Origin of the sequence: Paucihalobacter ruber (assembly GCF_006494535.1) — a bacterium.
Lineage (GTDB): Bacteria > Bacteroidota > Bacteroidia > Flavobacteriales > Flavobacteriaceae > Paucihalobacter > Paucihalobacter ruber.
On the sequence record NZ_VHIQ01000004.1, the window covers coordinates 389,038 to 413,738 of the forward strand.

Consider the following 24,701-nt stretch of genomic DNA (forward strand, 5'->3'; position numbering starts at 1 on the left):
GAGAAACAAAAATTGAAATGAATAAACTCGATTAGCAAAATCAAATTTTTAGTTACACAAACTTAACAAATACCTCACAATATGTTAATTGAAAAAAATGAAAAGGTTCAACATACTGACTTTATTTTGCAAGAAACTTACAACCTTGTCCTTCAATCTAAAACGAAAAGTAGAAATTGCTGTTATCTCAGATGTTCATCTTGGTACCTACGGATGTAAAGCAAAACATTTGCTCACCTATTTAAACAGCATCGAACCAAAGAAATTGGTTTTAAACGGCGATATTGTAGATATCTGGCAGTTTAGCAAACGATACTTTCCAAAATCTCATCTCAGAGTCATCAAAAAAATTATAGATATGGCAGCCGATGGTACCGAAGTGATTTATATTACAGGCAACCATGACGAAATGCTGAGAAAGTTCAGTGATACAAGTATTGGAAATATTTCTATTGTTGACAAAGTGGTACTAGAATTAGACAACAAAAAGAAAGCCTGGATTTTTCACGGTGATGTATTTGATATTTCTATTCAAAACGCTAAGTGGTTAGCTAAATTGGGCGGCTATGGTTACGATTTGCTCATTTTATTGAATGGTATAGTGAATTGGATTTTGGAACGATTAGGAAAAGAACGCTATTCTCTTTCTAAGAAAATTAAAAACAGCGTTAAATCTGCCGTTAAGTATGTAAATGATTTTGAACAAGTAGCAGCCGATTTGGCCATAGATAAAGGTTATGATTACGTGATTTGCGGCCATATTCACCAGCCAAAAATAGAGGTTAAAGAAAACAAACACGGTAAAACTACGTATTTAAATTCGGGCGACTGGGTTGAAAATTTTACAGCACTTGAATACCAGTTTAAACGCTGGAAAATATATAATTACAATAGCGATAAACTTTCACCGTTTTTTGCTGACGAAGATATTAAAGAAATGGAGATTAAAGATTTGGTGGCTGCCATCACTATTTTTAATCCTTCTGAAACGAAATCATTAGACTAAGGCGTTTTTTAAAATACTAACCGGATGCAGTGCCTGTTTTTCGGTACCATCTAAAATTTGATGTCTGCAGCTGGTACCATTTGCAGCTATAATAGTATTGGGTGTTGCTTTTCTTACTGCCGGAAACAAAGTTTGTTCGCCAATTTGCATGCTAATTTTGAAGTGCTCCTTTTCATATCCAAAACTGCCTGCCATGCCACAGCAACCACTGGGTATAAGGGTTACTTTGAAATTATCCGGAAGATTGAGGATTTTAAAAGTATCAGACGATTTTCCCAAGGCTTTTTGATAACAATGGGTATGAATTTTGATAATTTTCGCCTCAGAGGTAAATTGCTCTTTTTTGATGTTACCTATTTCAATTTCAGCTGCTAAAAACTCTTCAATTAAAAATACATTTTTAGACAGTTCTTTGGCCGAATCCAGATCATCAGCCAATCTTAAATAATCGTCTCTAAAACTCAATATTGCCGAAGGTTCAAGTCCAATAAGCGGCGTTTCTGAGGTGACAAGAGATTTAAACAATTCGATGTTTTTGTTGGTGTATATTTTAGCTTGTTCCAGCAAACCTTTTGAAATCATAGCCCTGCCAGATTCAACATTATTTAAAATAATGACTCTATAATTAAGCTTTGCAAGTAGTTCTAATGCATCTATTCCTATTTGACTGTCTAAGTGATTTGTAAACTCGTCATTAAAGAAATAAACAGTTTTTATAAAATTTTTATCTAGTTGACTATAAAGTTTTTTAAAGTATTTATCTAAAGTTATAGTTGATATTTTTGGTAAACTCCGTTCCCCGGCAATTCCACCAGTTTTTTTGATAATGTTAGAAGAGATTGAATTACTTAAAAAGAAATTCGACAATTTAGGAGTTACACTTAATATCTGATTAACTCGGTTATTGTATGCAAACAACTTGCTTTTAAACGGCACACCATTTATCTTTTGATATTGGTATTGAAACTCTGCTTTGAGTGCAGCTACATCTACACTACTAGGGCATTCGGTGGCACAGGCCTTACAACTTAAACATAAATCAAATACTTCTTTTAGTTCTTGATGGTTAAATTTATTAGGCTGAGTAGATTGGGTTAAAAATTCTCTCAAAGCATTAGCTCTGGCGCGGGTGGTATCTTTTTCGTTTAATGTAGCGCGGTAACTTGGGCACATAGTGCCACCAAACTCGGGCAATTTTCTGCAATCACCCGATCCGTTGCACTTTTCGGCCTCTCGAAGAATTCCTTGTGAGCTTTCAAAATTTAAAATTGTATCAATTTCAGGATGTTTAATTTTTGATGAATACCGTAAATTGGTATCCATAGGTTTCGGGTCTATAATTTTTCCCGGATTGAAGATGTTATGCGGATCAAAAACATTCTTAATTTGTTTGAGAATTGCATAATTATCCTCGCCTATCACCATAGGTATAAACTCTGAGCGCACAATTCCATCGCCGTGCTCACCACTCATTGAACCATTATATTTTTTTACTAAACGCGCAACATCGGTGGTGATTTTTCTAAAAAGAATGACGTCTTCCTTTTGTTTTAAATTTAAAATAGGTCGCAAATGCAATTCACCGGCGCCGGCATGGGCATAATAAACAGCTTCCTGATTGTAGGAAGTCATTAACCGTGTAAATTCCCTAATGTAACTTGCCAAATCTTCAATAGCTACGGCAGTATCTTCAATGCAAGCCACCGTTTTATTATCGCCAATGATATTGCCGAGCAGCCCGAGACCTGCTTTACGCAATTCAATTGATTTATCAATATCGTCATCTCTTAAAACAGGATACGCATAACTCAAGTTCAAAATTTGAACGAGTTCAACAAAATCATTGATTTGTTTGTTTAAATCTTCTTCGGAAGAAGCTCTGAGTTCACAAAGTAAAATAGCTTTCGGATTGCCTTCGATAAAGCTTCTGTTTTGTTGTTGTGTTTTATTGTGTTTGGTGAGGTTTAAAATAGTATCATCCATCATTTCACAACTGTATAAATTGTGCTTCATAATTGGTGCAACGGCATCCATGCAAGCATCTATACTATTAAAATGAAGGGCTACTATTGCTTGTGAATTTGGAGGTAAATCGTCTAATTGCAGAGTGATTTGCGTGGTAAATGCCAGCGTTCCTTCACTACCACTAAGCAATTTACACATGTTAAACGGTTTGTTCGATTCAATGTTAAAAACTTCAGAATCTATCAATTCGTCTATGGCATAACCGTTGTTTCTTCTGTGAATTTTGGCTTTAGGAAAGCCATTTTTTATCTGCTTCTGAATCTTTTCCGAACAAAGCGATTGGTATATGGTTTCGTATATTTTACCTTCCAGTGTATGCTCTTGACGTTTTTTATTAAAGGTGTTTTTTGGTATTTGTGAAAATAAAACCTCAGAACCATCGCTTAACACAGTTTTCAGTTCTATGACTTTATCTCTGGTAACACCGTATTTTATAGAGGTAGTTCCCGATGAATTATTCCCAACCATTCCACCAATCATGCAGCGGTTAGAGGTTGAAGTATTCGGACCAAAAAACAAACCATAAGGCTTGAGGTAATTATTAAGTACATCTCTAACCACACCGGGTTGTACAGTTACCGTTTTACTCTTGATATCAACCGAGATAATTTTATTAAAATATTTTGAAACATCAACCACGATACCATCTCCAACGCATTGCCCTGCAAGGGATGTTCCGGCAGTTCTGGGAATTAATGACGTTTTATTTGTTTTAGCAAACTCGATAAGTGTTTTAATGTCTTCTATATTCTTCGGATAAGCCACAGCCAGAGGTAATGACCTGTAAACCGAGGCATCGGTAGCGTAAATAATTTTGCTTAAATCATCAACGAGGAGTTCTCCGTTGAACAATGATTTTAATTTATCAAGGTTTGAATTCATTTACTAATCAAAACAAGTAATTGTATGGCCTAAAGATATTAATTAGAAATAGATAATAAACCCTAAATCATAATAGATTTGGCTATTTTTGTGTTATCTTTATAAAATACTTAACCTTTTAAATTATCATTTTATGAAAAAAATAATATTAGTATTTATTGCATGTATTGGGTTGTCATTTACAGCTGAAGCGCAAGATATTGCCGATAATGCCATTGGATTGAGATTAGGTGGCGGCGACGGATTTGGAACTGAGGTTTCCTATCAAAGATTTTTGGGCGGTAACAATCGTTTAGAAGTTGATTTAGGTTGGAGAAGCGGTGATAACTTTGATGGTTTTAAACTTATTGGATTGTATCAATGGGTTTGGTTGTTAGACGGTGATTTTAACTGGTATGCAGGCGTTGGTGGTGGTTTAGGCTCTTACTCTTATGACAATGGAAATTCAGATAGTGAAGCCTTTGCAGTGGCCGCCGGTAACATTGGTATTGAATACAGTTTTGATATACCGTTAATGTTGTCATTAGATTTTAGACCAGAGCTGGGTTTTGGAAACATTAATAACGATTTAAATTTTGATATAGCACTTGGTATTAGATACCAGTTTTAACTGAATAAGAATCGAATACTAAGGTCCGTTGTAATGCAACGGACTTTTTTATATCAAGGCAGCAATATCTTTTAATGCCTGTTTGTAAATCGCTTCATATTTTGGAACAATTTTATGGATGTTGTATATTGAAGCCTGGTTTTTAGCATTTAACTTAAATTGTTTTAGATCTTCTGGGCGTTTTAAAATTTTAAGGGCGTTTTTAGACATATCTTCTATATCATTAACATTGCTTAAAAATCCTGAATAACCTTGCTTGTTAACCTCAGGAATACCTCCGGCGTTGGTTGAGATTACCGGTACGCCAAAAGCCATAGCCTCAAGGGCTGCCAAGCCAAAACTTTCGCTAATAGATGGCAATAAAAACAAATCTGAAAAACATAATATTTTATCGATTTCATTGCTGTTTCCAAAAAAGACAACCTTGTTTTCGATGCCTAATTTTTTACATAGTAATTCGGCAGGTTCGCGTTCCGGCCCGTCTCCAACCATCATTAATTTAGCCGGAATTTCTTTTTGAATATTATTAAAAATTTGAATAACATCAGGAATTTGCTTCACCTTTCTAAAGTTACTGATATGTGTAATAATACGTTCATGATCTTTGGCCATCAAGGTACGCTGACAGTCGGTGAAATTGGGTTGATGCCGATCTAAATCAATGAAATTAGGCACGACATGAATCTCTTTTTTTACTTTAAAAATACGTTGTGTTTGTGCTTTTAAATCTTCGGAAACTGCGGTGACGGCATCAGATTTATTGATACTAAAGGTAACAGCCGGTTTGTAAACAGGATGACTGCCTACCAAGGTGATATCGGTACCGTGTAAGGTAGTAACAACCGGAATATGAATACCTTCTTCTTTTAATATTTGTTTGGCCATATATGCTGCATAGGCATGTGGTATAGCGTAATGTACATGAAGTAATTCAATTTGATGTAACCTTGCCATATCAACAATTTTGCTGGACAAAGCCAACTCGTAAGGCTGATATAAAAACAATGGATATTCCGGTACGTGAACCTCGTGATAATGTACATTTTTACTTAAGGAGTCTAATCTAACCGGCTGATTATAGGTGATAAAATGTATTTCGTGACCTTTTTTGGCTAATTCCATTCCGAGTTCTGTTGCTACAACACCACTGCCGCCGAAGGTTGGATAACAAACTATTCCTATTCTCATAATCTCTACTTTCTTTAATCTTTTATAATAGCATCGTAAATATACTGCTGAATATCTGTTCTAATGCTTTCTTTTAACAATAAGTTGGTGGTGGCCTTTGGATAGGTTCTGTTAGCCAAAAACACATAAACGATATCTTCTTCGGGATCTGCCCAGGCGTATGTTCCTGTAAAACCTGAGTGGCCAAAGCTTGTCATTGATAAACAGCCACAGGTTGGACCTACATCGCCCAACTGAGGCTTATCAAAACCAACACCTCTTCTATTGTTGTTGATACAAAAATGACATTTATTAAATTCTTCAAATGTATATTCATTAAAATACTGCCTATCGCCGTAACTGCCTTTTTGCAAAAACATTTGCATGATTTTGGCAATATCATTGGCGTTGCTAAAAACTCCTGCATGGCCACCAACACCGTTTTGCATTGCAGCAGCCATGTCATGTACATGGCCATGTACGGTTTGGTACCTGAAATAATCGTCTTCTTCGGTTGGTAGAATTTCGGTTAAATCAAATTTCTCAAGTGGATGATAGGTCGTGTAATTGGCACCCAAAGGTTGATAAAAATGATTTTGAACCAATTCAGCTAACGATTGATTGTAGTGATATTCTAAATACTTTTTTAGAATAAAATAGGGTAAATCACTGTATCTATACTGCAATCTTCCCAATAAATCACTGTCTTTAATGGTATTATTGATACTATCTAAGTAATCACTCCTCATGTATAAATCTGGTGCTACAAATACATTAAAATTCTCATCTTTAATTTTTCTGTAGTATTTAGAAGATGGTTTTTTATTTGCGTCCAAGGTTGCAGTGTAAAAAGGAATCCATGGTTTTAATTGCGCGAAATGCGACAACATATTTTTAAGTGTAATATTAGCTTTATTGCTGCCTTTATATTCGGGTAAAATTTCTTGTAATTTGGTATCTAAATTAATGACACCTTGTTCGTGTAACTCCATGATTAAAGGTGTGGTAGCTACAATTTTTGTAATAGAAGCTATGTCGAATAAATCGGTGTCTTTTACGGGTCTTTTTTTATCATAGGTATGATAACCGAAGGTTTTGTTGTAGAATACCTTGCCTTTTCTGGCAATCACCAATTGAATACCGGGCGTCATTTTTTGATCAACAGCACGTTGAGCTGTAGCATCTATTTTTGCCAATAGTTGAGAATTCATACCAACACTTTCGGGTAAGCCATAGCTTAAATTATTGAGAGCTTTTAGCTGAATACCATTTCCTGCGTTAAAATAACTACCTGCCGAAACCGGCAATGTACCTTTCGCATCAATGGCTCCAAAGATTAATTGTGCCGATTTTTCCTGCTCAACCTTTCCATTTTGATAACTCACAACAATACTTTCAATATTTTCGTGTGTTTTTAAATCTAGTAAGCTATAGGGATTTGCAAAAATATTGAGTATAACATTATTGGTTCTGGCAATTTCATAGAGCCAAACCAATTCTCTATCTGAGAACTTATAACTACGCCAAGGATTGTCACTCGATTTATGAAGTCCCACAACTACCGTGTTATAATTTTTCAATTTATTAAGTAACTCATCTAATTTATCGGCTTTTACCTCGTCTACTTTCGCGTATTTTTTTAGCTGATTTAAAAAGTAAGATCCATCGGCATTACCCATTTTTACATAAGCTATTTTTTTTGTTTCCAGTTGTTTTATCGGAAGGATTTGCTGGGCATTTTTTACGACTGTAATGGCGTTTTCAGTCAGTTTTTCGTAGAGTAAATCGTCTTCTAACCTATTTAAATCTTTGATAAGATTTTCAATTTTTACAGGTTGATAACTATGTAAGCCAAGTTTATATTTGGCCATTAAAATTTTCTTTACGGAATGTTCTAATCGTATTTCATCAAATAAACCATTGTTTAAAGCTTGCGAAATTTTAGCAACCGCCAGTTTGACGTTTTCTGAAATAAGCAAAACATCATTTCCTGCCAAAAAAGCAGCCAAATCTATATCTCCCGGCGTACTAAAATTTGAAGCGCCCTTCATGTTTAAGGCATCGGTAAATATCAAGCCTTCAAAACATAAACTGTCTTTTAAAATATTGGTGACAATATGTTTTGAAATAGAAGACGGATAACCGGCACGAGATTCCAAAGCAGGAACATTTAGGTGCGCGACCATCACGCTACTTAAGCCTTTTTTAATAAGTTCTCTATATGGATATAACTCAACCGAATCAATACGTTGTGCCGAAAAACTAATGGTTGGTAAGGTTTTATGCGAATCGCTATCGGTATCGCCATGCCCCGGAAAATGCTTAGCATTGGCCAATACGCCGGCACCTTGCATACCCTTCATAAAAGCGAGCGATTGTCTGGTGATGCGATCTCTGTCTTCACCAAACGAACGATTCCCGATAATCGGATTGATGGGATTGGTATTAATATCAACTACCGGTGCAAAATTAAAATGCACGCCCAATCGCTTACAATGTTCTCCTATGTGTTTTCCGGTTTGCTCAATTAAGGCGTCATTTTTAATGGCTCCTAAGGTCATATTCCACGGAAAAGCGTAAGTAGAATCCAATCGCATACTCAAACCCCATTCGGCATCCATACCAACCAATAACGGAATTTTTGATGCCTTTTGTAACTCGTTGTTCAATTTAGCCTGACGAACCGGACCACCTTTTGAAAAAATAACACCACCAATGTGCTGCTCTTTTACGAGTTGTAAAATTTCATTTTTATGTGCAACGCCTTTATCTGAAAATACCTGAACCATAAATAATTGGCCTATTTTCTCTTCTAAAGTCATGTTATTATAAATACTGTCAACCCAAATTTTCTGGGCCTCAACATCTTTTGACTTCAACGGATTTTCTTGCGCTAAAGAGCCTGTAACAAATAACAGTATTAAAAAATATAATATGGTTTTGGGGTACATTTGGAGGTGAAAATTAATAATGGATTAATAATTTGATGAAATTAATTGATAGCGGTATTTTAACCAACTACTCTAACATTAATTTATAAAGAACTTCATTAACAAAAAGCTAAAAAAAGCGGTTATGCCAGCTCTCATGTGCCGGAACTTCCCAAAATTCTTTAAACTCCCCTATGTTATTCACTAAATTATTGAAAACAATGGTATTAGCGCTTACAGCTTTTTCTTTGGCCATTTTTTTAAAATCTATTAAAGCTTTATAGGCAATATGCTCGCCTTGTTTGTAGGTAACATTCATTTTATCGAGTAAGTCAACATTATAGGCTTGTTCCAGTTGCTGAATAAAATGTACCGAAGCATCAATAGAACAACCTGTTGCGTAACTGCTATCCTGGTTTAAACCAATAACAATAAAGCGATTATATTCAATTGTAAACCCGGCTTGTAAATCGCTGCCGTGGGCCGTCCACTGTGATAAAAACTGACTTAATTTGGATGAAATTTCGGTTTTTTCAGCTTCGTTAAAAGGTCGGTTACTTTGATAAATCCATATTCGGGCATTATCGGGAAGTGTATTAAAATCTACTATCATTTATGTCTTTTTATTTTAAGAATATCAAAAGTCGTGCTAAGTTATTTAAAATTTAAGTGGGATGAAACGCGCATGTACAAATTTTCTGCACACAGGTGCATGATTATCGTAGCGCGTTCCATCTGCCTGCCGGCAAGGCAGGTCTGACCACTTAAAAACAATAAAAATAAACAGATGAAAACTAAATAATTTACATCCAGTTTTTATCGGTAGTTTCTACCTTGTAAAGCAAAAAGTTGTGCACTTGTCTGGCTATTGATTCTTGAATATATTTTAACGTTACATTCCCCGAAGCATTGTAAATATAAAGACTGGCAACGCCACGCCTTTTCATGAAATAGCTTTGGTACATTTCAACTGATTGAATTTTGTGATGCTGAACAATTTGTGTTTTGGTTTCGATAAAACCACTTTCAACCATTAAAAAGTCATCATTCACTCCATAATTTGCCTTGCGATACGTAGTAATAACAAAAAAATACAACACAGGAATCAATAAAATGTTCAAAACCCAAAGATTTATTAATTCTGAAAAAAACATCCCAATATTAAGACCTATCAATATGAGAACACTTTGAATTATTTTAATGCGAATGAAATAAAAGCTAGGCTTGAATTTTTCATCAATAACTACAAATTCCTGATAAAGCTTTTGGGTAAGATAATTAATTTGTTCTTTACTCAGTGCAATAATAGACAGGTTTTGCGCTTTTTTTTGATCGGTCATGGCCTGCTTCGCCTCTAAAGTGTATAGTCCAAAATAGCGTTTGATACGATTGTGAGTGATAATAATGTTTTGAATTCGACTTGGATTTAAATTAACCGAAATTTTATTGAGCAAACCTTTAGATATTTCAATGGTTTGGTTGTGTTCAATAACCTGAAGGTTATAATTAACTATAATGGTTTTTACAAGCGAAAACAAAAATGCCAATACTAAAAATCCAACAAGAATAATGGTATTGAATAGAATCACCGAAAAGAACGAACTATAATCTACATTACCTGTGACATCGTTGAGCAATTGGTCTTCTAACGACGCACCTTCAATAATATCTTTTATTTGAAAATAAATACCAGAAATAAAAGCCAAAATAATGGCCATACTCTTTAAATGATTCTGACCAACACCTTCGAGCAATAATTTTTTAAAGGAAACTTTAAAATAGATTTCATCTTCTTTTTCGGATACTGTTTCATCCGAAATTTTTTGCGACAGCAACGACTTTTTCATAGCCAAAGCGGTAGCGCGGTCTAAGGCTTTAATTTCAATTTCAGACTTGTTGTCGCCTGCGGTTTCAATAGAAAACGCCACCACATTAATAAGTTGCTGTAAAACATTTTGTTTGATGTGAATGTTTTGAATTTTAGAGCGTGGAATAACTGTGCGTTCCTTGTTAATTAAACCTGTATCTAAGTGAAAGCCTTCGCCCGAAATGTAGAATTTAAAATACAAATATCTAACAACCGAGGTAATTAAGAAAATAACAAGTACAAGAATAGTTATTAAAATAATCTGGGTAAATGACATTCCAAAAACATCACCCTTTCTAACAAAGCTAAAAATAGCCAAAAAAATAAGCGCAAAACTTTGTCTTAAAAATTTAAATAATTGAAAGCCAAAAATGATAATAATTCCTTTAACCGACTGACGTTGCGGAATAGAAAAATCATGATTACTCATTGATTTGTGCTGTTAAAAACGAATTGATTTTTTCGGCCTCGTCTTTAGTTAATCCTCCTATTTTAAGGTCGCTGCCGGTGGCTCCTGCCGTGTATATTTTTAATGTAGATAAATTTAATTTTCTCTCTAAAAATGATCGCGAAATTTCGGTATGCTGAATGCGAACTAAAGGCACTGTAGTTATTTTGTTAAACAGTAGTCCTTCACTGTAAACCATGTCATTTTCTCTTATGGCGTATTGGCGCTTTGGAAAACTTAAAAATGTATAAAAAAGCGTAAGTGCATAAACTACGATAATTGCGGTTACAATCATTATAAAATAAGACCACCAACCTTCAAAATTCGACAATATTCCACTCACAATTAAAGCTATCAATGGCATGATAAACCCAATTGAAATATTAAAAAACAGAATGTAAATATAACTTCTCTCAATTTTTTTAAGAGAAAGGTTTTCAAGCTTTGGCAGCTGTTCTAAATCTATTTGAAGATTGTTTAGCATAATTTTTTAATTTTAAAAAAGCACAATTGGCTTTATTGATGCATCCCATCAGTCTTCATACATATCGGGTGTAATTTCGAGTTTCCAAACAAATTCCCCGTTCTTATCTCTATAGCTATAATTAAACTTAACGTTATTGTCTCTTAAATCCTTCATATCAGGATTTGTTTTAACATTATTTATGATATTCGGCTCAACATACTTTCTCACCGTGTCTAAGTTAAACTCAGATTTTTCAATTTCAACAAGGGTATAATTGTATTGTAAAGTTTTGTTAGGCAGCACGTGTGAGTTATCTAAACGCGTGAATTGGTCAACCATCATCGGACAATTTTTATTCAATTCGTTCGCAACTTGTACTAATTGCTTATCGAGTGAAGGCGTGAAAAATTGCTGGGTTAAATTATAGGCAATTAAAAAGGTTATGACGCCTACTACAATCCCAATGATTTTTTTATAATTTGTTTTCGTATTTTGAGTTGAAGATTCCTTGATATTGATGGATTGTGCTTTAATTTTTGGAAGTTCAAAACCGCAAAAAGAACAGTATTTTGAATTTGATGAGTTGTATTCCTCGCATTTAGGGCATTTTACTTTTTCCATTGTTTTACTCTTGTTATTTCAATTAACTACATCCATGAATTTTGTAATGTAGGTTGATGAAAGCCCAATAATATTCTAAAGAAAACAACTTTTGATGATGTTTTGAGTTCTTCAAACAGATTACAAATCCTGAGCATTAGCAATTAATTCAGCCACATCCATTACCTTAATCTGCCCTTCTTTTTCTTTGTTTTTAACACCGTCGGTCATCATGGTGTTACAAAACGGACAACCGGCAGCAATAATATCTGGCTGGATTTCTAAGGCTTGTTCGGTGCGTTCTATGTTGACTTCTTTATTGCCGGGTTCGGCTTCTTTAAACATTTGAGCGCCACCGGCACCGCAACACAATCCGCGACTTTTACAGGATTTCATTTCCACCAATTCGGCGTCTAATTTTCTAATTAAATCGCGTGGTGCTTCATATACATTATTAGCTCGACCCAAATAACAAGGGTCATGAAAGGTAATGCGCTTGCCTTTAAATTGGCCGCCCTCAATAGTTAGTTTGCCTTCGTCTAATAAATTTCTAAGAAATTGTGTGTGGTGCATTACTGTATAATTACCACCCAACGAAGGATACTCATTTTTAAGTGTGTTAAAGCAATGTGGGCATGTCGTTACAATGGTTTTTACCTCGTAGGCATTTAAAACCTCAATATTGGTAACTGCTTGCATTTGAAATAAAAACTCGTTACCCGCACGTTTGGCCGGATCACCGGTACAGCTTTCCTCTGTTCCCAATACAGCAAAACTAACCTTAGCTTTGTTAAGAATTCTAACAAAAGCTTTGGTTATTTTCTTGGCTCTGTCATCAAAACTTCCGGCGCAACCAACCCAAAACAAGACTTCTGGTTGTTTGCCTTCGGCCATCATCTGGGCCATTGTAGGTACTATCAAGGTTTCGCTCATAACAATGTTTTATTTTTAATCGTGATGACCATCGTCAAATACTTGAATGGTCACTTTTTTATCTACTAAATCTGTAAATTTTCCTTTATATCTTGTTGCTTTCACCAAATGGTTATCAATCCAGTGATAATTACCACCACGTGGTTTACCCATCAATAAACTATGATATTTAAAACCGTGTTTTGACAACCAGGTTTCTGTGTAAGCTCTGTGATCTTCTGTTCTCGAAGTGAAGAAACAAATCATGTGGCCTTCTTCATACCACTTATTGCAGGTTTCCAAGGCATCGGGATAGAGTTCGGCAGTAAGCATGCGTTCGGGCTCTTCATTTGGAATGTCGTCGCAAATGGTACCGTCTATATCGATCAAGTAATTTTTAATACCTTTTGGTAAGACCGGACTAATTTTTTCTCCTTTTTCAACTTTTTCATGTAACAACTTGTCTGCTTCTTCTCTTTTCATGTGCTTGTTTTAATTGTTTTTTATCGGTCACATGGAACTCGTCTAAAATCAACTTTTCATACATTGAAATTTTCAATTTGACTCGTTTCATGTAATTGTATATTGTGATTTAATTTAAGATTCTGATGCCCAATTTAATCGGTCCATTTGGTTGTAAGGCCATGGTGCGCCGTTATTTTCAACATTACTCATCATATTATTCAACTCCATTGGTGCTGCACTTTGTTCCATCACCAGGTAACGGCGCATATCAATAATAATTGTCAGAGGATTGATGCTTACCGGACAAGCCTCTACGCAGGCATTGCAACTGGTGCAGGCCCAAAGTTCTTCGGCAGTAATATAATCGTTTAATAATTGTTTACCGTCATCTTTAAACTCCCCACCATTAGCATCTATGTTTTTACCAACTTCTTCTAACCTATCGCGTGTATCCATCATTATTTTTCTTGGCGATAATTTTTTACCTGTTTGATTGGCCGGGCATTCACTTGTGCAGCGGCCACATTCCGTACAAGTATAGGCGTTGAGTAACTGCAACCAACTAAGGTCTGTTACATCACTGGCACCAAATTTTGCAGGAACCGCATCGGGATTAGCAGGCGCCGCAAATGGGTCGGCATTGGGGTCCATCATCAATTTAACCTCATTGGTAACCGATTCTAAATTATCGAGTTCTCCTTTTGGATGTACACTTCCAAAGTAAGTATTAGGAAACGCCAGTAGAATATGAAGGTGTTTTGAAAAATAGAGATAGTTTAAAAACACTAATATCCCTATAATATGCAACCACCAGGCAGAGCGCTCAATGATATGCAAAGTACCTTCTGAAAATCCGCTAAACCAAGGTGCCATAAATCCGCTAATCACATTTCCTGAATTCATTTCTTGAAACGGCGCGTCGGTAGCATTCATGGTTAAAAACAAGCACATCAGGACTACCTCAAAATAAAGAATGTAATTGGCGTCATTTTTTGGCCAGCCTTTCATTTCGGGATTCAAAAAACGTTTTAATTTAATGGTATTACGTCTTAACCAAAATACAACAACTGCTATTAGAACCAAAACGGCCAATATTTCAAAAGAACCTATTAAAAAGCCATAAACTGAAGAGCTTAAAACACTTGAAAATATGCGATGTGTACCAAATAACCCATCGATTATAATTTCTAACACCTCTAAATTAATAATCACAAAACCAATGTAAACAATAAAGTGCATAATACCTGCTACGGGCCTTACCACCATTTTGCTTTGACCAAAGGCTATGCGCAACATATTGTTGAAGCGCTTGCCTTTTTCATCACTAACATCAACATCGTGACCAAGTTTGATGTTACGAATCAGTTTTTTAACGTTTCTGCTAAAATAGCCAACTCCCAAAATAAGAGCAATGGCAAATAAAATATTTGGGATGAACTGCATGGTAGTTAGTTATCTTTTTCGTCAGTTTCTGGTTCTTCTACAAAATACGGTTGTGCCTTTTTTCCGAAGATAGAAAAGTGCACGTATCGTTTGGGATTAATTCTAAAGTCTTCTAATAGTTTTTCTAATTGTAAAGTGGCACCTTCCAGATTGTTGTATAGTTGATCGTCATTCAACAATTTTCCTGCAGAACCTTCACCTTTTTCAATAGAAGCCATGATATTTTTGAATGTTACTAAAGTGCTATCGAGATTATTAACGGTTCTTTCCAATTCAAGATCTTTTAAATCGTAAGATAATTGTTTCAGGTTTTCGCTGGTTTCACCAAAGTTATCCAAAAGCATGGCAACTTTTTGGTCGTTTTGGTTGACCATGGCATCGATGGACTCTGATAAGGTTTTAAATGATTTTAAAGTGCTGTTTAACTGTGCTATAGTTTGTTTGATGCCTTCTTCAGACTCATCAGCAACTAATTTATTTAAGTTAACCATTAAGGTATCGGCAGAGCGAATTGTTTGGTCTAAATCGCTGCTTAAACCGGTAAAATTATCTCGTAATGAAGTAATTAATCCTGGTTGTATTTCTGATTTGAGCATATCGCCCGGTTTGGCATAATCTGTATCATTAGCTGCTATTACAGCTAAAGCATTACCACCCATTAAACCGGTTTCGTATAGTCTGATCACACTGTTTTTTGAAAATTTCAATTGTGGATCTACCGTAAAAGCCACGCGTGTTTTACCGGTTTTAAAATCGTATTTGATATTACTAATTTTACCAACGGCATTGCCTTTTATAGTCACAACAGAAGAGGTGCTTAAGGCGTTGTAATCAAATTCCGTAAAATAAGTATTTGTTGGTTTAAAAAGATTTTCGCCTTGTAAAAATTTAAACAAATAAATAAACAGCAGTATACCTGCTATCACCAATACGGCGGTTTTAATTTCTCTTGAAATTTTCAATTTGCTTTATTTTTAGGTTGGAAACAAAATTAGAAATAAAATAATTAAGAGCCTTTTAATTTGCGCTTGATTTTAAAGCATCTTCAACAGTTATTTGAACATTGTCCTTAAAAGCTACGATAAACGCACTTCTATAACCTTTTGAATGGGCCATTTCTTTATCTTTTAAAATTTGATTATAATCTGAACTCTCACTGTAATAATATTTATATAAACTACCTGATTTTTCTTTTGAAATATTTTGCAATCCTTTAAAATTATATGGTTTGGTATCTAAACTTTTTGAACTTGCTGCGATTTGTACTTTGAAAATAATGTTTTTATCAATTAATGTTTTGGTTTCAGCAATATTGTCGGTTGTTGTAACCGGTTTAGATATGGCAACACCAACATTTTGCTCGAGTGCAGCTTTGTAATCTAGAATAGCGTTTTCAATAGCCTTAGACATTTCAGTTTGTCCATTTGATGAATTGAGGTAAGCGCCTTCAGATTTTGCGGTTAAAAATCCAAGCTCGATTAAAACACTAGGCATATAGGTATTATGCATGACCCACAAACTCGCTTGTTTGATACCGCGACTGTTTCTTTTTAATTTTTTAGAAAAATTATCTTCAACCAATCTTGCCAATAAAATACTTTGATCAACATATTCTTCTTGTATGATGGCGAGACCAATGGTAGATTCGGGATTATTGGGATTGAAGCCGTCGTAATGGCTTTCGTAATCATCTTCCAGGAAAATTACCTGGTTCTCTTTTTTGGCTACCTCAAAATTTCGGTCGTTATTGGCAACTCCCAGAACAAAAGTTTCTGTGCCGTGTGCACCCGAGTTATGGGCATTACAGTGAATGGAAACAAACAAATCTGCTTTTGCTTTATTTGCAATATTAGCTCGCTCGCGTAATTCAACAAACACATCGGTTTTTCTGGTGTAAATTACTTTGATGTTCTTGTTTTTTTCCAAAGCCTTACCAACCATTAAAGTAACATTTAGGGCGATGTCTTTTTCTCTGTAACCGTTACCAAGGTTTCCCGGGTCATGACCACCATGGCCAGCATCAAGTACCACCACAAAAGATGCGTTGTTGTTTTGGGAATAAAGATTAAAATCTGTTAAAATATAGGTAAATAATAATAGTAATGGTAATAACAGATATCTTGTCAACGTTTTCATCTGTATAAATTTTAATTGTTTATTAAAGGTCAGATGTAATCCCCATCTTCATTATCGGTTGGTTTACCGAAGTTGGTTTATGGGGATTTCATATTGTTTTAACGTTAAAATGCTTTGTTTATTTAATTTATATAATAATTGCTGAATTCTATTTCACACAAAAAAATATATGTAATTTTGGCTTTTCAAAAATCAAGCCAAGCTTACACAAAAATACATCTTTAACGTTGCGATTTAAGAGCTTTCAAATATTTTTTTACGCAAGTTTTACAGTGTTTATCAACACTTTGAGCTTCTCTCAGGAACTACCTAAAACCGCGAAAGTTATAAAACCCGTAAGTATCTCAGACAGTATAAACGTAGCCATTGATTCTCTTTTGAAAACCCCTGTTAATGTGAAAGAAACAGATTCGGTTATTTCAGATAGCATACCTAAAAAGAAAGGTTTCTTAGAAGATATTGTAAAATATAAGGCAACAGATTACGTATCAATCAATCAAAGAGCTCAAAAAATATACCTGTATAACGAAGCCGAAGTTTACTATCAGGATATGGAAATAAAGTCGGGTATTATTGTGATTGACTACGCAAAAAACACGGTTTATGCCGGGCGTATTAAAGATTCAACCGGCTACTCTCAAGCACCTGTTTTTAAGCAAGGCACCAATGTAATTGAGCCTGACTCTATTATATTTAACACAAAAACACAAAGAGCAGTAGTTTATAATTCTAAAACAGAACAAATGGGTAGTACCATTCTTTCTGAAGTTACAAAAAAAGAAAACGATTCGGTTTACTTTGTAAAAAATGGCAAGTTTACAACCTCTGAGAATTTGGACGATCCGGAGTACTATTTTTTAATGCGAAAAGCCAAAATGGTGCCCAATAAAAAGGTTGTTACGGGCTTGACCAATATGTTTATTTATGATGTGCCTACGCCAATAGGTTTGCCATTTGCGTTTTTCCCGATGACCCAGAAAAAAACTTCGGGAGTGATTTTCCCTTCTTTTGGTCAGGATACCGGAAATGACAGAGGCTACTTTTTACAAAATGGCGGTTATTATTTTGCCATTAGTGATTTTGTTGATTTGGCAGTTTTGGGTGATTATTATACCAATGGCAGTTATGGTTTACGAATGGAAAGCAATTACGCCTTGCGTTATAAGTTTAGAGGTAATTTAAGTTTTAGGTACGAAAATTTACTCAATAGCGAACGCGGTTTTCCCGATTTTGCTCAAAATACCATTTATAATATTAGATGGTCTCATAATCAGGATGCCAAAGCCAATCCAAATTCCAGATTTTCGGCATCGGTTAACTTGGGTAGCAGCCAGTTTTATAGGCAATCTATCAATCAGCTCAACAATTCTAATTTCCAAAATAATACGCTTGCTTCTTCTGTTTCGTACTCAAAAACTTTTCAAGGTGAGCCACAGGTTAATTTAAGTGTTACTGCAACTCACTCACAAAACACCAATACAGAGCGCATCGATATGACCTTGCCAACCATGCAGGCCAGCGTTACCAGAATGTTTCCTTTTGCACCAAAAGAAGGCGCTAAAAAAGGTGTCATTCAAAACATTAACCTACAATATAACGTTCGAGGTGAAAATCGAATTCAAACAACAGATTCGCTATTTTTTAAACCCGAGATGTTTGATGGCGCACGCGTTGGAATGAGACATACCATTCCGGTTGCTACTAATTTTAAGCTGTTTAACCATTTTAGTGTTAGTGCCAGTGGTACTTTTGAAGAAACCTGGACGCTTAACACCATCAATCGGTTTTTTGATGCTACAAATAATCAAGTAGTCACCCAAGATGTGAGTGGTTTTGATAGTTTTAGAACCTATAATTTTGGTGCCGGTGTTGGAACCACATTATACGGATTATTCGATTTCACAAAGAATAATAAAGACGCTAAAATACAAGCAATTAGACATGTTATGCGTCCTGAATTGACCTTTAATGTTAATCCGGCTTTCGATCAGTATTACGAAGAAATTGTAATTAGTGCCGATGGTTTAACCACTACAGAATTTAGCCGATTTGAAGGTTCTTTATTTGGAGCACCAAGTAACCGTTTTTCAAGTTCGGTTGGATTTAATTTAGGTAATAACTTCGAAGCAAAAGTAAAAGACAGAGATTCAACCAAAACAGAACCAAAGAAAATTATTCTTATAAATAACCTAAACATCAATACATCTTACGATTTAGCAGCCGATTCGCTCAATTTAGCGCCCGTTAGACTTACCGGTGGTTTGCAGGTTCTAAAGAAGAAAATGAATATTAACTTTGGGATGGTTTTGGATCCTTACGCCTTAGATAAAAATAATGTGCGCATCAATACTTTTAATGTTAACAACGGTGGTAGCTTGTTTAGATTAACCTCGGCCAATATAAACATGAGTTACACGCTATCGAGTAAAGATTTTACCGGGATTGAAAAACCTGAAGATGAAAGAGCTATTGAAGAAAACTTAAGAAGTGGCGGACGAGATGACGATCTTTTTGGATTACCACAGGATTTTGCGGATAGAAGGCTTAACAACGAGGACAACGAAGGTGAAAAAGAGAAAAACGAATTTTATAATTATGCCATGCCCTGGTCTTTAAGACTGGCGTATGCTGTTAATTATAACAACAACCGACGAGAAGACCAAATTGCCTCACATTCTTTAATGTTTTCGGGTGATATTGATTTAACACCACGTTGGACCGTTGGTTTATCATCCGGTTATGACTTTTTAAATGAAGGATTTACATTTACACAAGTTCGATTTGAAAGAGATTTATTAAGTTGGCGAATGAATTTCTCTTGGATTCCTATTGGTACCAGAACTTCTTGGAATTTCTTTATAGGTATCAAATCCAACATCCTAAAAGATTTAAAATACGACCAGCGAAGACAGCCGGACGTTAGATTCTAATAATTATTAAAAATATGAAACAAATTATTAATACCAAACAGGCACCTGCTCCAATTGGACCTTACAATCAAGCAGTATTAGTTAACAATACACTTTATACTTCCGGTCAAATTGCCATTAATCCGGAAACCGGTGATTTGGTAACACAAACTATTGAGGCTGAAACAAAACAAGTTATGGAAAATTTAAAAGCTGTTTTAGCTGCCGCTGATATGAATTTTGAAAATGTTGTTAAAGTGAGTATTTTTATAAGTGATATGGAAATGTTTTCAAACATAAATCAAGTATATGGCCAATATTTTAATGAAACTACGGCACCCGCAAGAGAAACAGTGCAAGTGGCCAATCTTCCTAAGTATGTAAACGTTGAAATAAGTGCGATAGCTATTAAATTTTAAATTACTGATCAAGAGATGCGTATAGAAAACGACTTGAAATTAGGTTTTAAAGACGTAATGATTCGTCCAAAACGCTCTACCCTTAAAAGTAGGTCTCAGGTAAATCTCGAAAGAACATTTAGTTTTTTTAATAGTAAGCATAAATGGACTGGTATTCCAGTAATGGCAGCCAACATGGATACCGTAGGAACTTTTGAAATGGCAATGGCGCTGAGTCAACAGCAACTTTTTACAGCAATTCACAAACATTACAGTATTGAGCAATGGCAGCAGTTTTTGAAAACAGCTCCTGATAATATTACTGACTTTATTGCTGTGAGTACCGGCACGGGTAAAAATGACATCAAACATCTAAAGAGCATCATGTCTTTAAATGAAAATTTAAAATTTATATGCATTGATGTCGCTAATGGTTACTCCCAGCATTTTGTGGATTTCGTTAGAAAAATCAGGAAAAATTTTCCAGATAAAACAATTATTGCAGGCAATGTGGTTACAGGCGAAATGACCGAAGAGCTGATCTTGTCTGGAGCCGATATTGTGAAAGTTGGAATTGGTCCGGGAAGTGTTTGTACCACACGCGTTAAAACAGGTGTTGGTTATCCGCAACTTTCAGCAATTATTGAATGCGCCGATGCCGCTCATGGTTTGGGCGGACAAATCATAAGTGATGGCGGCTGTGCTTCACCGGGAGATGTAGCCAAGGCTTTTGGTGCAGGTGCAGATTTTGTAATGTTAGGCGGAATGTTGGCTGGACATGACGAAAGCGGTGGCAATTTAATTGAAAAGAACGGTGAAAAATTTAAACAATTCTACGGAATGAGCTCGGCAACAGCTATGGAAAAACATGCCGGAGGAGTTGCCAACTATCGCGCAAGCGAAGGTAAAACTGTAGATGTTCCGTACAAAGGGCCCATAGATAGGACCATACAAGATATTTTAGGCGGATTAAGAAGTACCTGCACATATGTTGGTGCCTTAAGACTAAAAGAACTCACCAAACGAACCACTTTTATTAGAGTAGCAGAACAAGAGAATAACATTTTTAGCTAAATAGCTTTAATCAATAAAGCAGCACTTGCCGGATTGGTTGCTAAAGGCACATTGTGCACATCGCATAATCTCATTAACATCAAAATATCGGGTTCATGAGGATGCCTATCTAAAGGATCTCTAAAGAATAACACCATATTACAAATGCCCTCGGCTACTCTGGCTGCTATTTGAGCATCACCACCTCTGGGTCCTGATAATAAAGACAATACGTCATAACCGGCAGCTTTTACTTTTTGACCGGTAGTACCTGTGGCAATAAGGGTAATGCGCTTTTGTTCCAGAATTTGGCGGTGTTCATTTAGAAACTGAACCATTTCTGCCTTTTTACCGTCGTGGGCTATTAGAGCAATTTCCATTATGTTAATTGACTGCTATGATACCGCACCAAACCTTCAATAGGTCTTCTAATAAAATTCCCTACTTTAAAGTTGTATTCTTTAGCAACTTCTTTAATTTCATCTTGCGAAAAATAAGCAATAGAGCCGGCAAAATGAACCGGACAAGATTTCAATTCTTCTTTAAATTGAAGTATCATATGCTCTGTAAATAATCTAAATCCCGATTTGATAAGGTTGCTGATGTAATGCGAATCTTTATTTAAAAACATAAATTCTGCAAAACTGGCAAGGTATGCATTTGGATTTGGCTGTTTGTACAAGTTATACTTAATAAAATCGGCCTCTAAATTGTATTTATGCTCAAAGGAAATTTTAATAGACTCAGGCATTTTATTGAAGTAATAGTCTCTTATCAATTGTTTGCCATAATAATTACCGCTGGCTTCGTCCATTAATGTGTAGCCTAAGCTTACAACTCGTTGATGAAGTTTGTTACCGTCAAAATAGCTGCAGTTACTACCGGTACCCATAATACAAACAACCGCTGCTTCATCGGGCGAGTTTTGACAAGCTCTTACGGCTGCCATAGTATCTTCTTGCACATCTACTAACGCATTTGGAAAAATATTTTCAAGTACGCCTTTTAAAGAAAGTCTTGGTTTTTCAGTACCACATCCGGCACCGTAGAAATACACATGTGTTACCTGATTGGCAACTTCCAAAAGCTCATCACTTGAAGAAATAATTTTATGTAATTTTTTTTCGCTTAAAATGGCGGGATTTAATCCTTTGGTTCTAATTTTCTCAAGTGTTTGTTTGCCGTGTAAATCCATTGCAATCCAATCGCACTTGGTAGAACCGCTATCTGTAATTAAAATCATAGCGTTGTTAATAAAATTCCGTAACGCTTAGAGGCGTTACGGAATTGTAAGATATAAATTAATGATTATAGTGAATTGATGTGTTGAGCTAAGTCTACCATTTTATTAGAGAAACCAAACTCATTGTCGTACCAAGAAACCACTTTAAAGAACTTCGAATTTAACTCGATGGCTGCATCAGCATCAAAAATACTGGTTCTTGGGTCGCTCATAAAATCCTGAGATACCACAAGTTCGTCTGTATAGCCTAAAACACCTTTCATTTCGCCTTCAGAAGCAACTTTAAAAGCATTTTTAATTTCGTCTAAACTGGTGTCTTTTTGTAAGCGAACTGTTAAATCAACCACAGAAACGTTGGCTGTAGGCACTCTAAACGCCATGCCAGTTAATTTTCCATTAAGACTGGGAATTACTTTTCCAACTGCTTTTGCAGCACCGGTTGAAGCAGGAATAATATTTAACAAGGCACTTCTACCGCCTCTAAAATCTTTTCTTGACGGACCATCAACTGTTAATTGTGTAGCCGTTGTAGCATGTACAGTTGTCATTAACGCTTCTTCTATACCAAAGTTATCATTAAGTACTTTAGCAACAGGCGCTAAGCAGTTGGTAGTACAAGAGGCGTTTGAAACAATTGTTTGAGATGCTTTAGCTTCTTTATGGTTAACGCCCATTACAAACATAGGTGCATCTTTACTTGGAGCAGAAATTACTACTTTTTTTGCACCTGCATCAATATGGTATTGAGCTGTTTCGAGTGTAGTAAAAATACCGGTACATTCAGCTACTACATCGGCACCAACTTCGTTCCATTTTAAATTTTTCGGGTCACGCTCGGCAGTAACTCTAATGGTTTTTCCATTTACAACTAAATGACCATCTTTTACTTCAACAGTACCATTAAATTTCCCATGAACAGAATCATACTTTAACAAATAAGCTAAATGATCTGGATCTAATAAATCGTTAACTCCAACAATTTCAACATCATTACGTTCCATAGCTACTCTAAAAACGAGTCTACCTATTCTACCGAAACCGTTTATTCCTAATTTTAAATTTGACATATTTCTAATTTTAATTAATAATTCAACTTTATACTGTGAGAATATCTGATACTCTCAATAATTCTAAATCTATTTTTGATTGACCCTTTATTGCTTTTTCCAAAGGCGTAAGTGCCATCTGGTCGCTAAGGAGGCCAACCATGAATTTGTTTTTGCCTTCCAGTAAACTTTCAACGGCTTTTACACCCATTCTACTGGCCAAAACTCTATCGAAGCAAGAAGGTGAACCGCCACGCTGCATATGTCCTAAAACAGAAACGCGTACTTCGTATTCACCGAGATTTTCTTCTACGTAATCTTTAAGTTCAAAAACATTCTTACCAATTTTATCACCTTCGGCTACAATAACAATACTGGAAGTTTTTCCGGAGCGCTTACTTCTTCTGAGCGACTCTAACAATCTGTCAAGACCTAAATCTTCTTCTGGTATTAATATTTCCTCGGCACCGGCACCAACACCAACATTTAGCGCAATATGACCCGCATCACGACCCATCACCTCAATAAAGAATAGTCTGTCATGAGAACTAGCCGTATCTCTAATCTTGTCGATTACTTCAACAACTGTATTACAAGCAGTATCATAGCCTAAAGTATGCGATGTGCCGAAAATATCGTTATCAATAGTGCCCGGAATTCCCATAACCGGAAAGTTAAACTCATCGCTGAATATCATAGCACCGGTAAAACTACCATCTCCACCAATTACAACTATAGCATCTATGTCATTCTTTTTAAGTTCTTCGTATGCCTTTTTTCTACCTTCATAAGTCATGAATTCTTTTGATCGGGCAGATTTTAAAATGGTACCACCTTTATTGATAATACCCTTGACGCTGCGAGCACTCATTAGCTCAAACTCACCTTCTATCATTCCTTGAAAACCTCTATAAATACCGTAACATTCAACATTGTGATACACACATGCTCTTACTACTGCTCTTACAGCGGCATTCATACCCGGAGAATCTCCACCGGAGGTCATTACCCCTATTTTTTTTATATTTTTTGTCATTGATTTTCTTTAAAACTTAGTAAAATTAATAAACAATGATTAGAAAATGTTGACTTTAA

21 protein-coding genes are annotated in these 24,701 nt (G+C 35.5%); 5 read left to right on the plus strand and 16 right to left on the minus strand.

Translation table 11 applies throughout. The annotated features are described in order from the left end of the window. Positions 1-97 precede the first annotated feature (97 nt). Positions 98-1,006 carry a UDP-2,3-diacylglucosamine diphosphatase gene (locus tag FJ651_RS10265; protein ID WP_140990422.1) on the plus strand — a complete coding sequence of 303 codons (909 nt, stop codon included), beginning with the start codon at positions 98-100 and terminating at the stop codon, positions 1,004-1,006. Here the strand turns inward: FJ651_RS10265 and FJ651_RS10270 are convergent. Then, on the minus strand, positions 998-3,913 hold the full coding sequence (locus FJ651_RS10270) for an FAD-binding and (Fe-S)-binding domain-containing protein (RefSeq protein WP_140990423.1): 2,916 nt from the start codon (positions 3,911-3,913) through the stop codon (positions 998-1,000). The genes FJ651_RS10265 and FJ651_RS10270 overlap by 9 nt on opposite strands. Before the next feature lie 133 nt (positions 3,914-4,046). Here FJ651_RS10270 and FJ651_RS10275 point away from each other — a divergent pair, with 133 nt between their 5' ends. Next, on the plus strand, positions 4,047-4,523 hold the full coding sequence (locus FJ651_RS10275) for a hypothetical protein (protein WP_140990424.1): 477 nt from the start codon (positions 4,047-4,049) through the stop codon (positions 4,521-4,523). Positions 4,524-4,571: 48 nt separating this feature from the next. On the opposite strand, the gene bshA is transcribed toward FJ651_RS10275, so the two are convergent. The 11 genes from bshA to FJ651_RS10330 form a co-directional block, all read right to left on the minus strand. Continuing rightward, entirely contained in the window at positions 4,572-5,711 is a 1,140-nt protein-coding gene (bshA, locus tag FJ651_RS10280; RefSeq protein WP_140990425.1) for an N-acetyl-alpha-D-glucosaminyl L-malate synthase BshA, read from the minus strand. A 14-nt stretch (positions 5,712-5,725) separates the two neighbouring features. Then, entirely contained in the window at positions 5,726-8,641 is a 2,916-nt protein-coding gene (locus tag FJ651_RS10285) for a glycoside hydrolase family 3 N-terminal domain-containing protein (RefSeq protein ID WP_140990426.1), read from the minus strand. A 109-nt stretch (positions 8,642-8,750) separates the two neighbouring features. Next, positions 8,751-9,233, minus strand: coding sequence for an ABC transporter ATPase (locus FJ651_RS10290; protein WP_140990427.1), 483 nt, complete (start codon positions 9,231-9,233; stop codon positions 8,751-8,753). A gap of 190 nt (positions 9,234-9,423) precedes the next feature. Next, positions 9,424-10,917, minus strand: coding sequence for a PH domain-containing protein (locus tag FJ651_RS10295; RefSeq protein WP_140990428.1), 1,494 nt, complete (start codon positions 10,915-10,917; stop codon positions 9,424-9,426). Continuing rightward, positions 10,910-11,419 (minus strand): PH domain-containing protein, encoded by a 510-nt coding sequence (locus tag FJ651_RS10300; protein WP_140990429.1) that lies wholly within the window; start codon positions 11,417-11,419, stop codon positions 10,910-10,912. Before FJ651_RS10300 ends, FJ651_RS10295 begins: the two co-directional genes overlap by 8 nt. 48 nt (positions 11,420-11,467) lie before the next feature. Then, the gene (locus FJ651_RS10305; RefSeq protein ID WP_140990430.1) at positions 11,468-12,022 is read right to left on the minus strand and encodes a zinc ribbon domain-containing protein; all 555 of its coding nucleotides are present in this window, start codon (positions 12,020-12,022) and stop codon (positions 11,468-11,470) included. A 120-nt stretch (positions 12,023-12,142) separates the two neighbouring features. Continuing rightward, positions 12,143-12,934, minus strand: coding sequence for a (Fe-S)-binding protein (locus FJ651_RS10310; RefSeq protein ID WP_140990431.1), 792 nt, complete (start codon positions 12,932-12,934; stop codon positions 12,143-12,145). Positions 12,935-12,949: 15 nt separating this feature from the next. Beyond that, positions 12,950-13,396: an LNS2 domain-containing protein gene (locus FJ651_RS10315; RefSeq protein WP_140990432.1), complete on the minus strand. Its 447-nt coding sequence runs from the start codon at positions 13,394-13,396 to the stop codon at positions 12,950-12,952. A gap of 114 nt (positions 13,397-13,510) precedes the next feature. Next, positions 13,511-14,821 carry a (Fe-S)-binding protein gene (locus tag FJ651_RS10320; RefSeq protein ID WP_140990433.1) on the minus strand — a complete coding sequence of 437 codons (1,311 nt, stop codon included), beginning with the start codon at positions 14,819-14,821 and terminating at the stop codon, positions 13,511-13,513. Between the two features lie 5 nt (positions 14,822-14,826). Continuing rightward, the gene (locus FJ651_RS10325; RefSeq protein ID WP_246085349.1) at positions 14,827-15,783 is read right to left on the minus strand and encodes an MlaD family protein; all 957 of its coding nucleotides are present in this window, start codon (positions 15,781-15,783) and stop codon (positions 14,827-14,829) included. A gap of 55 nt (positions 15,784-15,838) precedes the next feature. Further along, entirely contained in the window at positions 15,839-16,957 is a 1,119-nt protein-coding gene (locus FJ651_RS10330) for an N-acetylmuramoyl-L-alanine amidase family protein (protein WP_140990434.1), read from the minus strand. A gap of 395 nt (positions 16,958-17,352) precedes the next feature. Here FJ651_RS10330 and FJ651_RS10335 point away from each other — a divergent pair, with 395 nt between their 5' ends. The 3 genes from FJ651_RS10335 to FJ651_RS10345 are packed head-to-tail and all read left to right on the plus strand — an operon-like array spanning position 17,353 to position 21,338. After that, a complete protein-coding gene (locus tag FJ651_RS10335; protein ID WP_317130886.1) occupies positions 17,353-19,887 on the plus strand; it encodes a putative LPS assembly protein LptD in 2,535 nt (844 codons plus the stop codon). Positions 19,888-19,901: 14 nt separating this feature from the next. Beyond that, entirely contained in the window at positions 19,902-20,285 is a 384-nt protein-coding gene (locus tag FJ651_RS10340) for a Rid family detoxifying hydrolase (protein ID WP_140990435.1), read from the plus strand. A 15-nt stretch (positions 20,286-20,300) separates the two neighbouring features. Then, the gene (locus tag FJ651_RS10345) at positions 20,301-21,338 is read left to right on the plus strand and encodes a GMP reductase (RefSeq protein WP_140990436.1); all 1,038 of its coding nucleotides are present in this window, start codon (positions 20,301-20,303) and stop codon (positions 21,336-21,338) included. On the opposite strand, the gene FJ651_RS10350 is transcribed toward FJ651_RS10345, so the two are convergent. From FJ651_RS10350 to pfkA, 4 genes are all read right to left on the minus strand, one after another. Next, the gene (locus tag FJ651_RS10350) at positions 21,335-21,697 is read right to left on the minus strand and encodes a methylglyoxal synthase (RefSeq protein ID WP_140990437.1); all 363 of its coding nucleotides are present in this window, start codon (positions 21,695-21,697) and stop codon (positions 21,335-21,337) included. The genes FJ651_RS10345 and FJ651_RS10350 overlap by 4 nt on opposite strands. Beyond that, positions 21,697-22,560, minus strand: a complete 864-nt coding sequence (locus FJ651_RS10355; RefSeq protein WP_140990438.1) for an N-acetylglucosamine kinase — start codon at positions 22,558-22,560, stop codon at positions 21,697-21,699. Before FJ651_RS10355 ends, FJ651_RS10350 begins: the two co-directional genes overlap by 1 nt. A 65-nt stretch (positions 22,561-22,625) precedes the next feature. Then, positions 22,626-23,627: a type I glyceraldehyde-3-phosphate dehydrogenase gene (gene gap, locus FJ651_RS10360; protein WP_140990439.1), complete on the minus strand. Its 1,002-nt coding sequence runs from the start codon at positions 23,625-23,627 to the stop codon at positions 22,626-22,628. 28 nt (positions 23,628-23,655) lie between these two features. Beyond that, positions 23,656-24,642 carry a 6-phosphofructokinase gene (pfkA, locus tag FJ651_RS10365; RefSeq protein WP_140990440.1) on the minus strand — a complete coding sequence of 329 codons (987 nt, stop codon included), beginning with the start codon at positions 24,640-24,642 and terminating at the stop codon, positions 23,656-23,658. Between the last annotated feature and the right edge of the window lie 59 nt (positions 24,643-24,701).

Bases quoted from the DNA above. Each gene is read 5' to 3' on its own strand.
- FJ651_RS10320 (WP_140990433.1), bottom strand. From the start codon at position 14,821: ATGCAGTTCATCCCAAATATTTTATTTGCCATTGCTCTTATTTTGGGA.
- FJ651_RS10270 (WP_140990423.1), bottom strand. From the start codon at position 3,913: ATGAATTCAAACCTTGATAAATTAAAATCATTGTTCAACGGAGAACTC.
- FJ651_RS10315 (WP_140990432.1), bottom strand. From the start codon at position 13,396: ATGAAAAGAGAAGAAGCAGACAAGTTGTTACATGAAAAAGTTGAAAAA.
- pfkA (WP_140990440.1), bottom strand. From the start codon at position 24,642: ATGACAAAAAATATAAAAAAAATAGGGGTAATGACCTCCGGTGGAGAT.
- FJ651_RS10300 (WP_140990429.1), bottom strand. From the start codon at position 11,419: ATGCTAAACAATCTTCAAATAGATTTAGAACAGCTGCCAAAGCTTGAA.
- FJ651_RS10345 (WP_140990436.1), top strand. From the start codon at position 20,301: ATGCGTATAGAAAACGACTTGAAATTAGGTTTTAAAGACGTAATGATT.
- FJ651_RS10340 (WP_140990435.1), top strand. From the start codon at position 19,902: ATGAAACAAATTATTAATACCAAACAGGCACCTGCTCCAATTGGACCT.
- FJ651_RS10350 (WP_140990437.1), bottom strand. From the start codon at position 21,697: ATGGAAATTGCTCTAATAGCCCACGACGGTAAAAAGGCAGAAATGGTT.
- FJ651_RS10285 (WP_140990426.1), bottom strand. From the start codon at position 8,641: ATGTACCCCAAAACCATATTATATTTTTTAATACTGTTATTTGTTACA.
- FJ651_RS10290 (WP_140990427.1), bottom strand. From the start codon at position 9,233: ATGATAGTAGATTTTAATACACTTCCCGATAATGCCCGAATATGGATT.
- gap (WP_140990439.1), bottom strand. From the start codon at position 23,627: ATGTCAAATTTAAAATTAGGAATAAACGGTTTCGGTAGAATAGGTAGA.
- FJ651_RS10355 (WP_140990438.1), bottom strand. From the start codon at position 22,560: ATGATTTTAATTACAGATAGCGGTTCTACCAAGTGCGATTGGATTGCA.
- FJ651_RS10275 (WP_140990424.1), top strand. From the start codon at position 4,047: ATGAAAAAAATAATATTAGTATTTATTGCATGTATTGGGTTGTCATTT.
- FJ651_RS10265 (WP_140990422.1), top strand. From the start codon at position 98: ATGAAAAGGTTCAACATACTGACTTTATTTTGCAAGAAACTTACAACC.
- bshA (WP_140990425.1), bottom strand. From the start codon at position 5,711: ATGAGAATAGGAATAGTTTGTTATCCAACCTTCGGCGGCAGTGGTGTT.
- FJ651_RS10310 (WP_140990431.1), bottom strand. From the start codon at position 12,934: ATGAGCGAAACCTTGATAGTACCTACAATGGCCCAGATGATGGCCGAA.
- FJ651_RS10295 (WP_140990428.1), bottom strand. From the start codon at position 10,917: ATGAGTAATCATGATTTTTCTATTCCGCAACGTCAGTCGGTTAAAGGA.
- FJ651_RS10330 (WP_140990434.1), bottom strand. From the start codon at position 16,957: ATGAAAACGTTGACAAGATATCTGTTATTACCATTACTATTATTATTT.
- FJ651_RS10305 (WP_140990430.1), bottom strand. From the start codon at position 12,022: ATGGAAAAAGTAAAATGCCCTAAATGCGAGGAATACAACTCATCAAAT.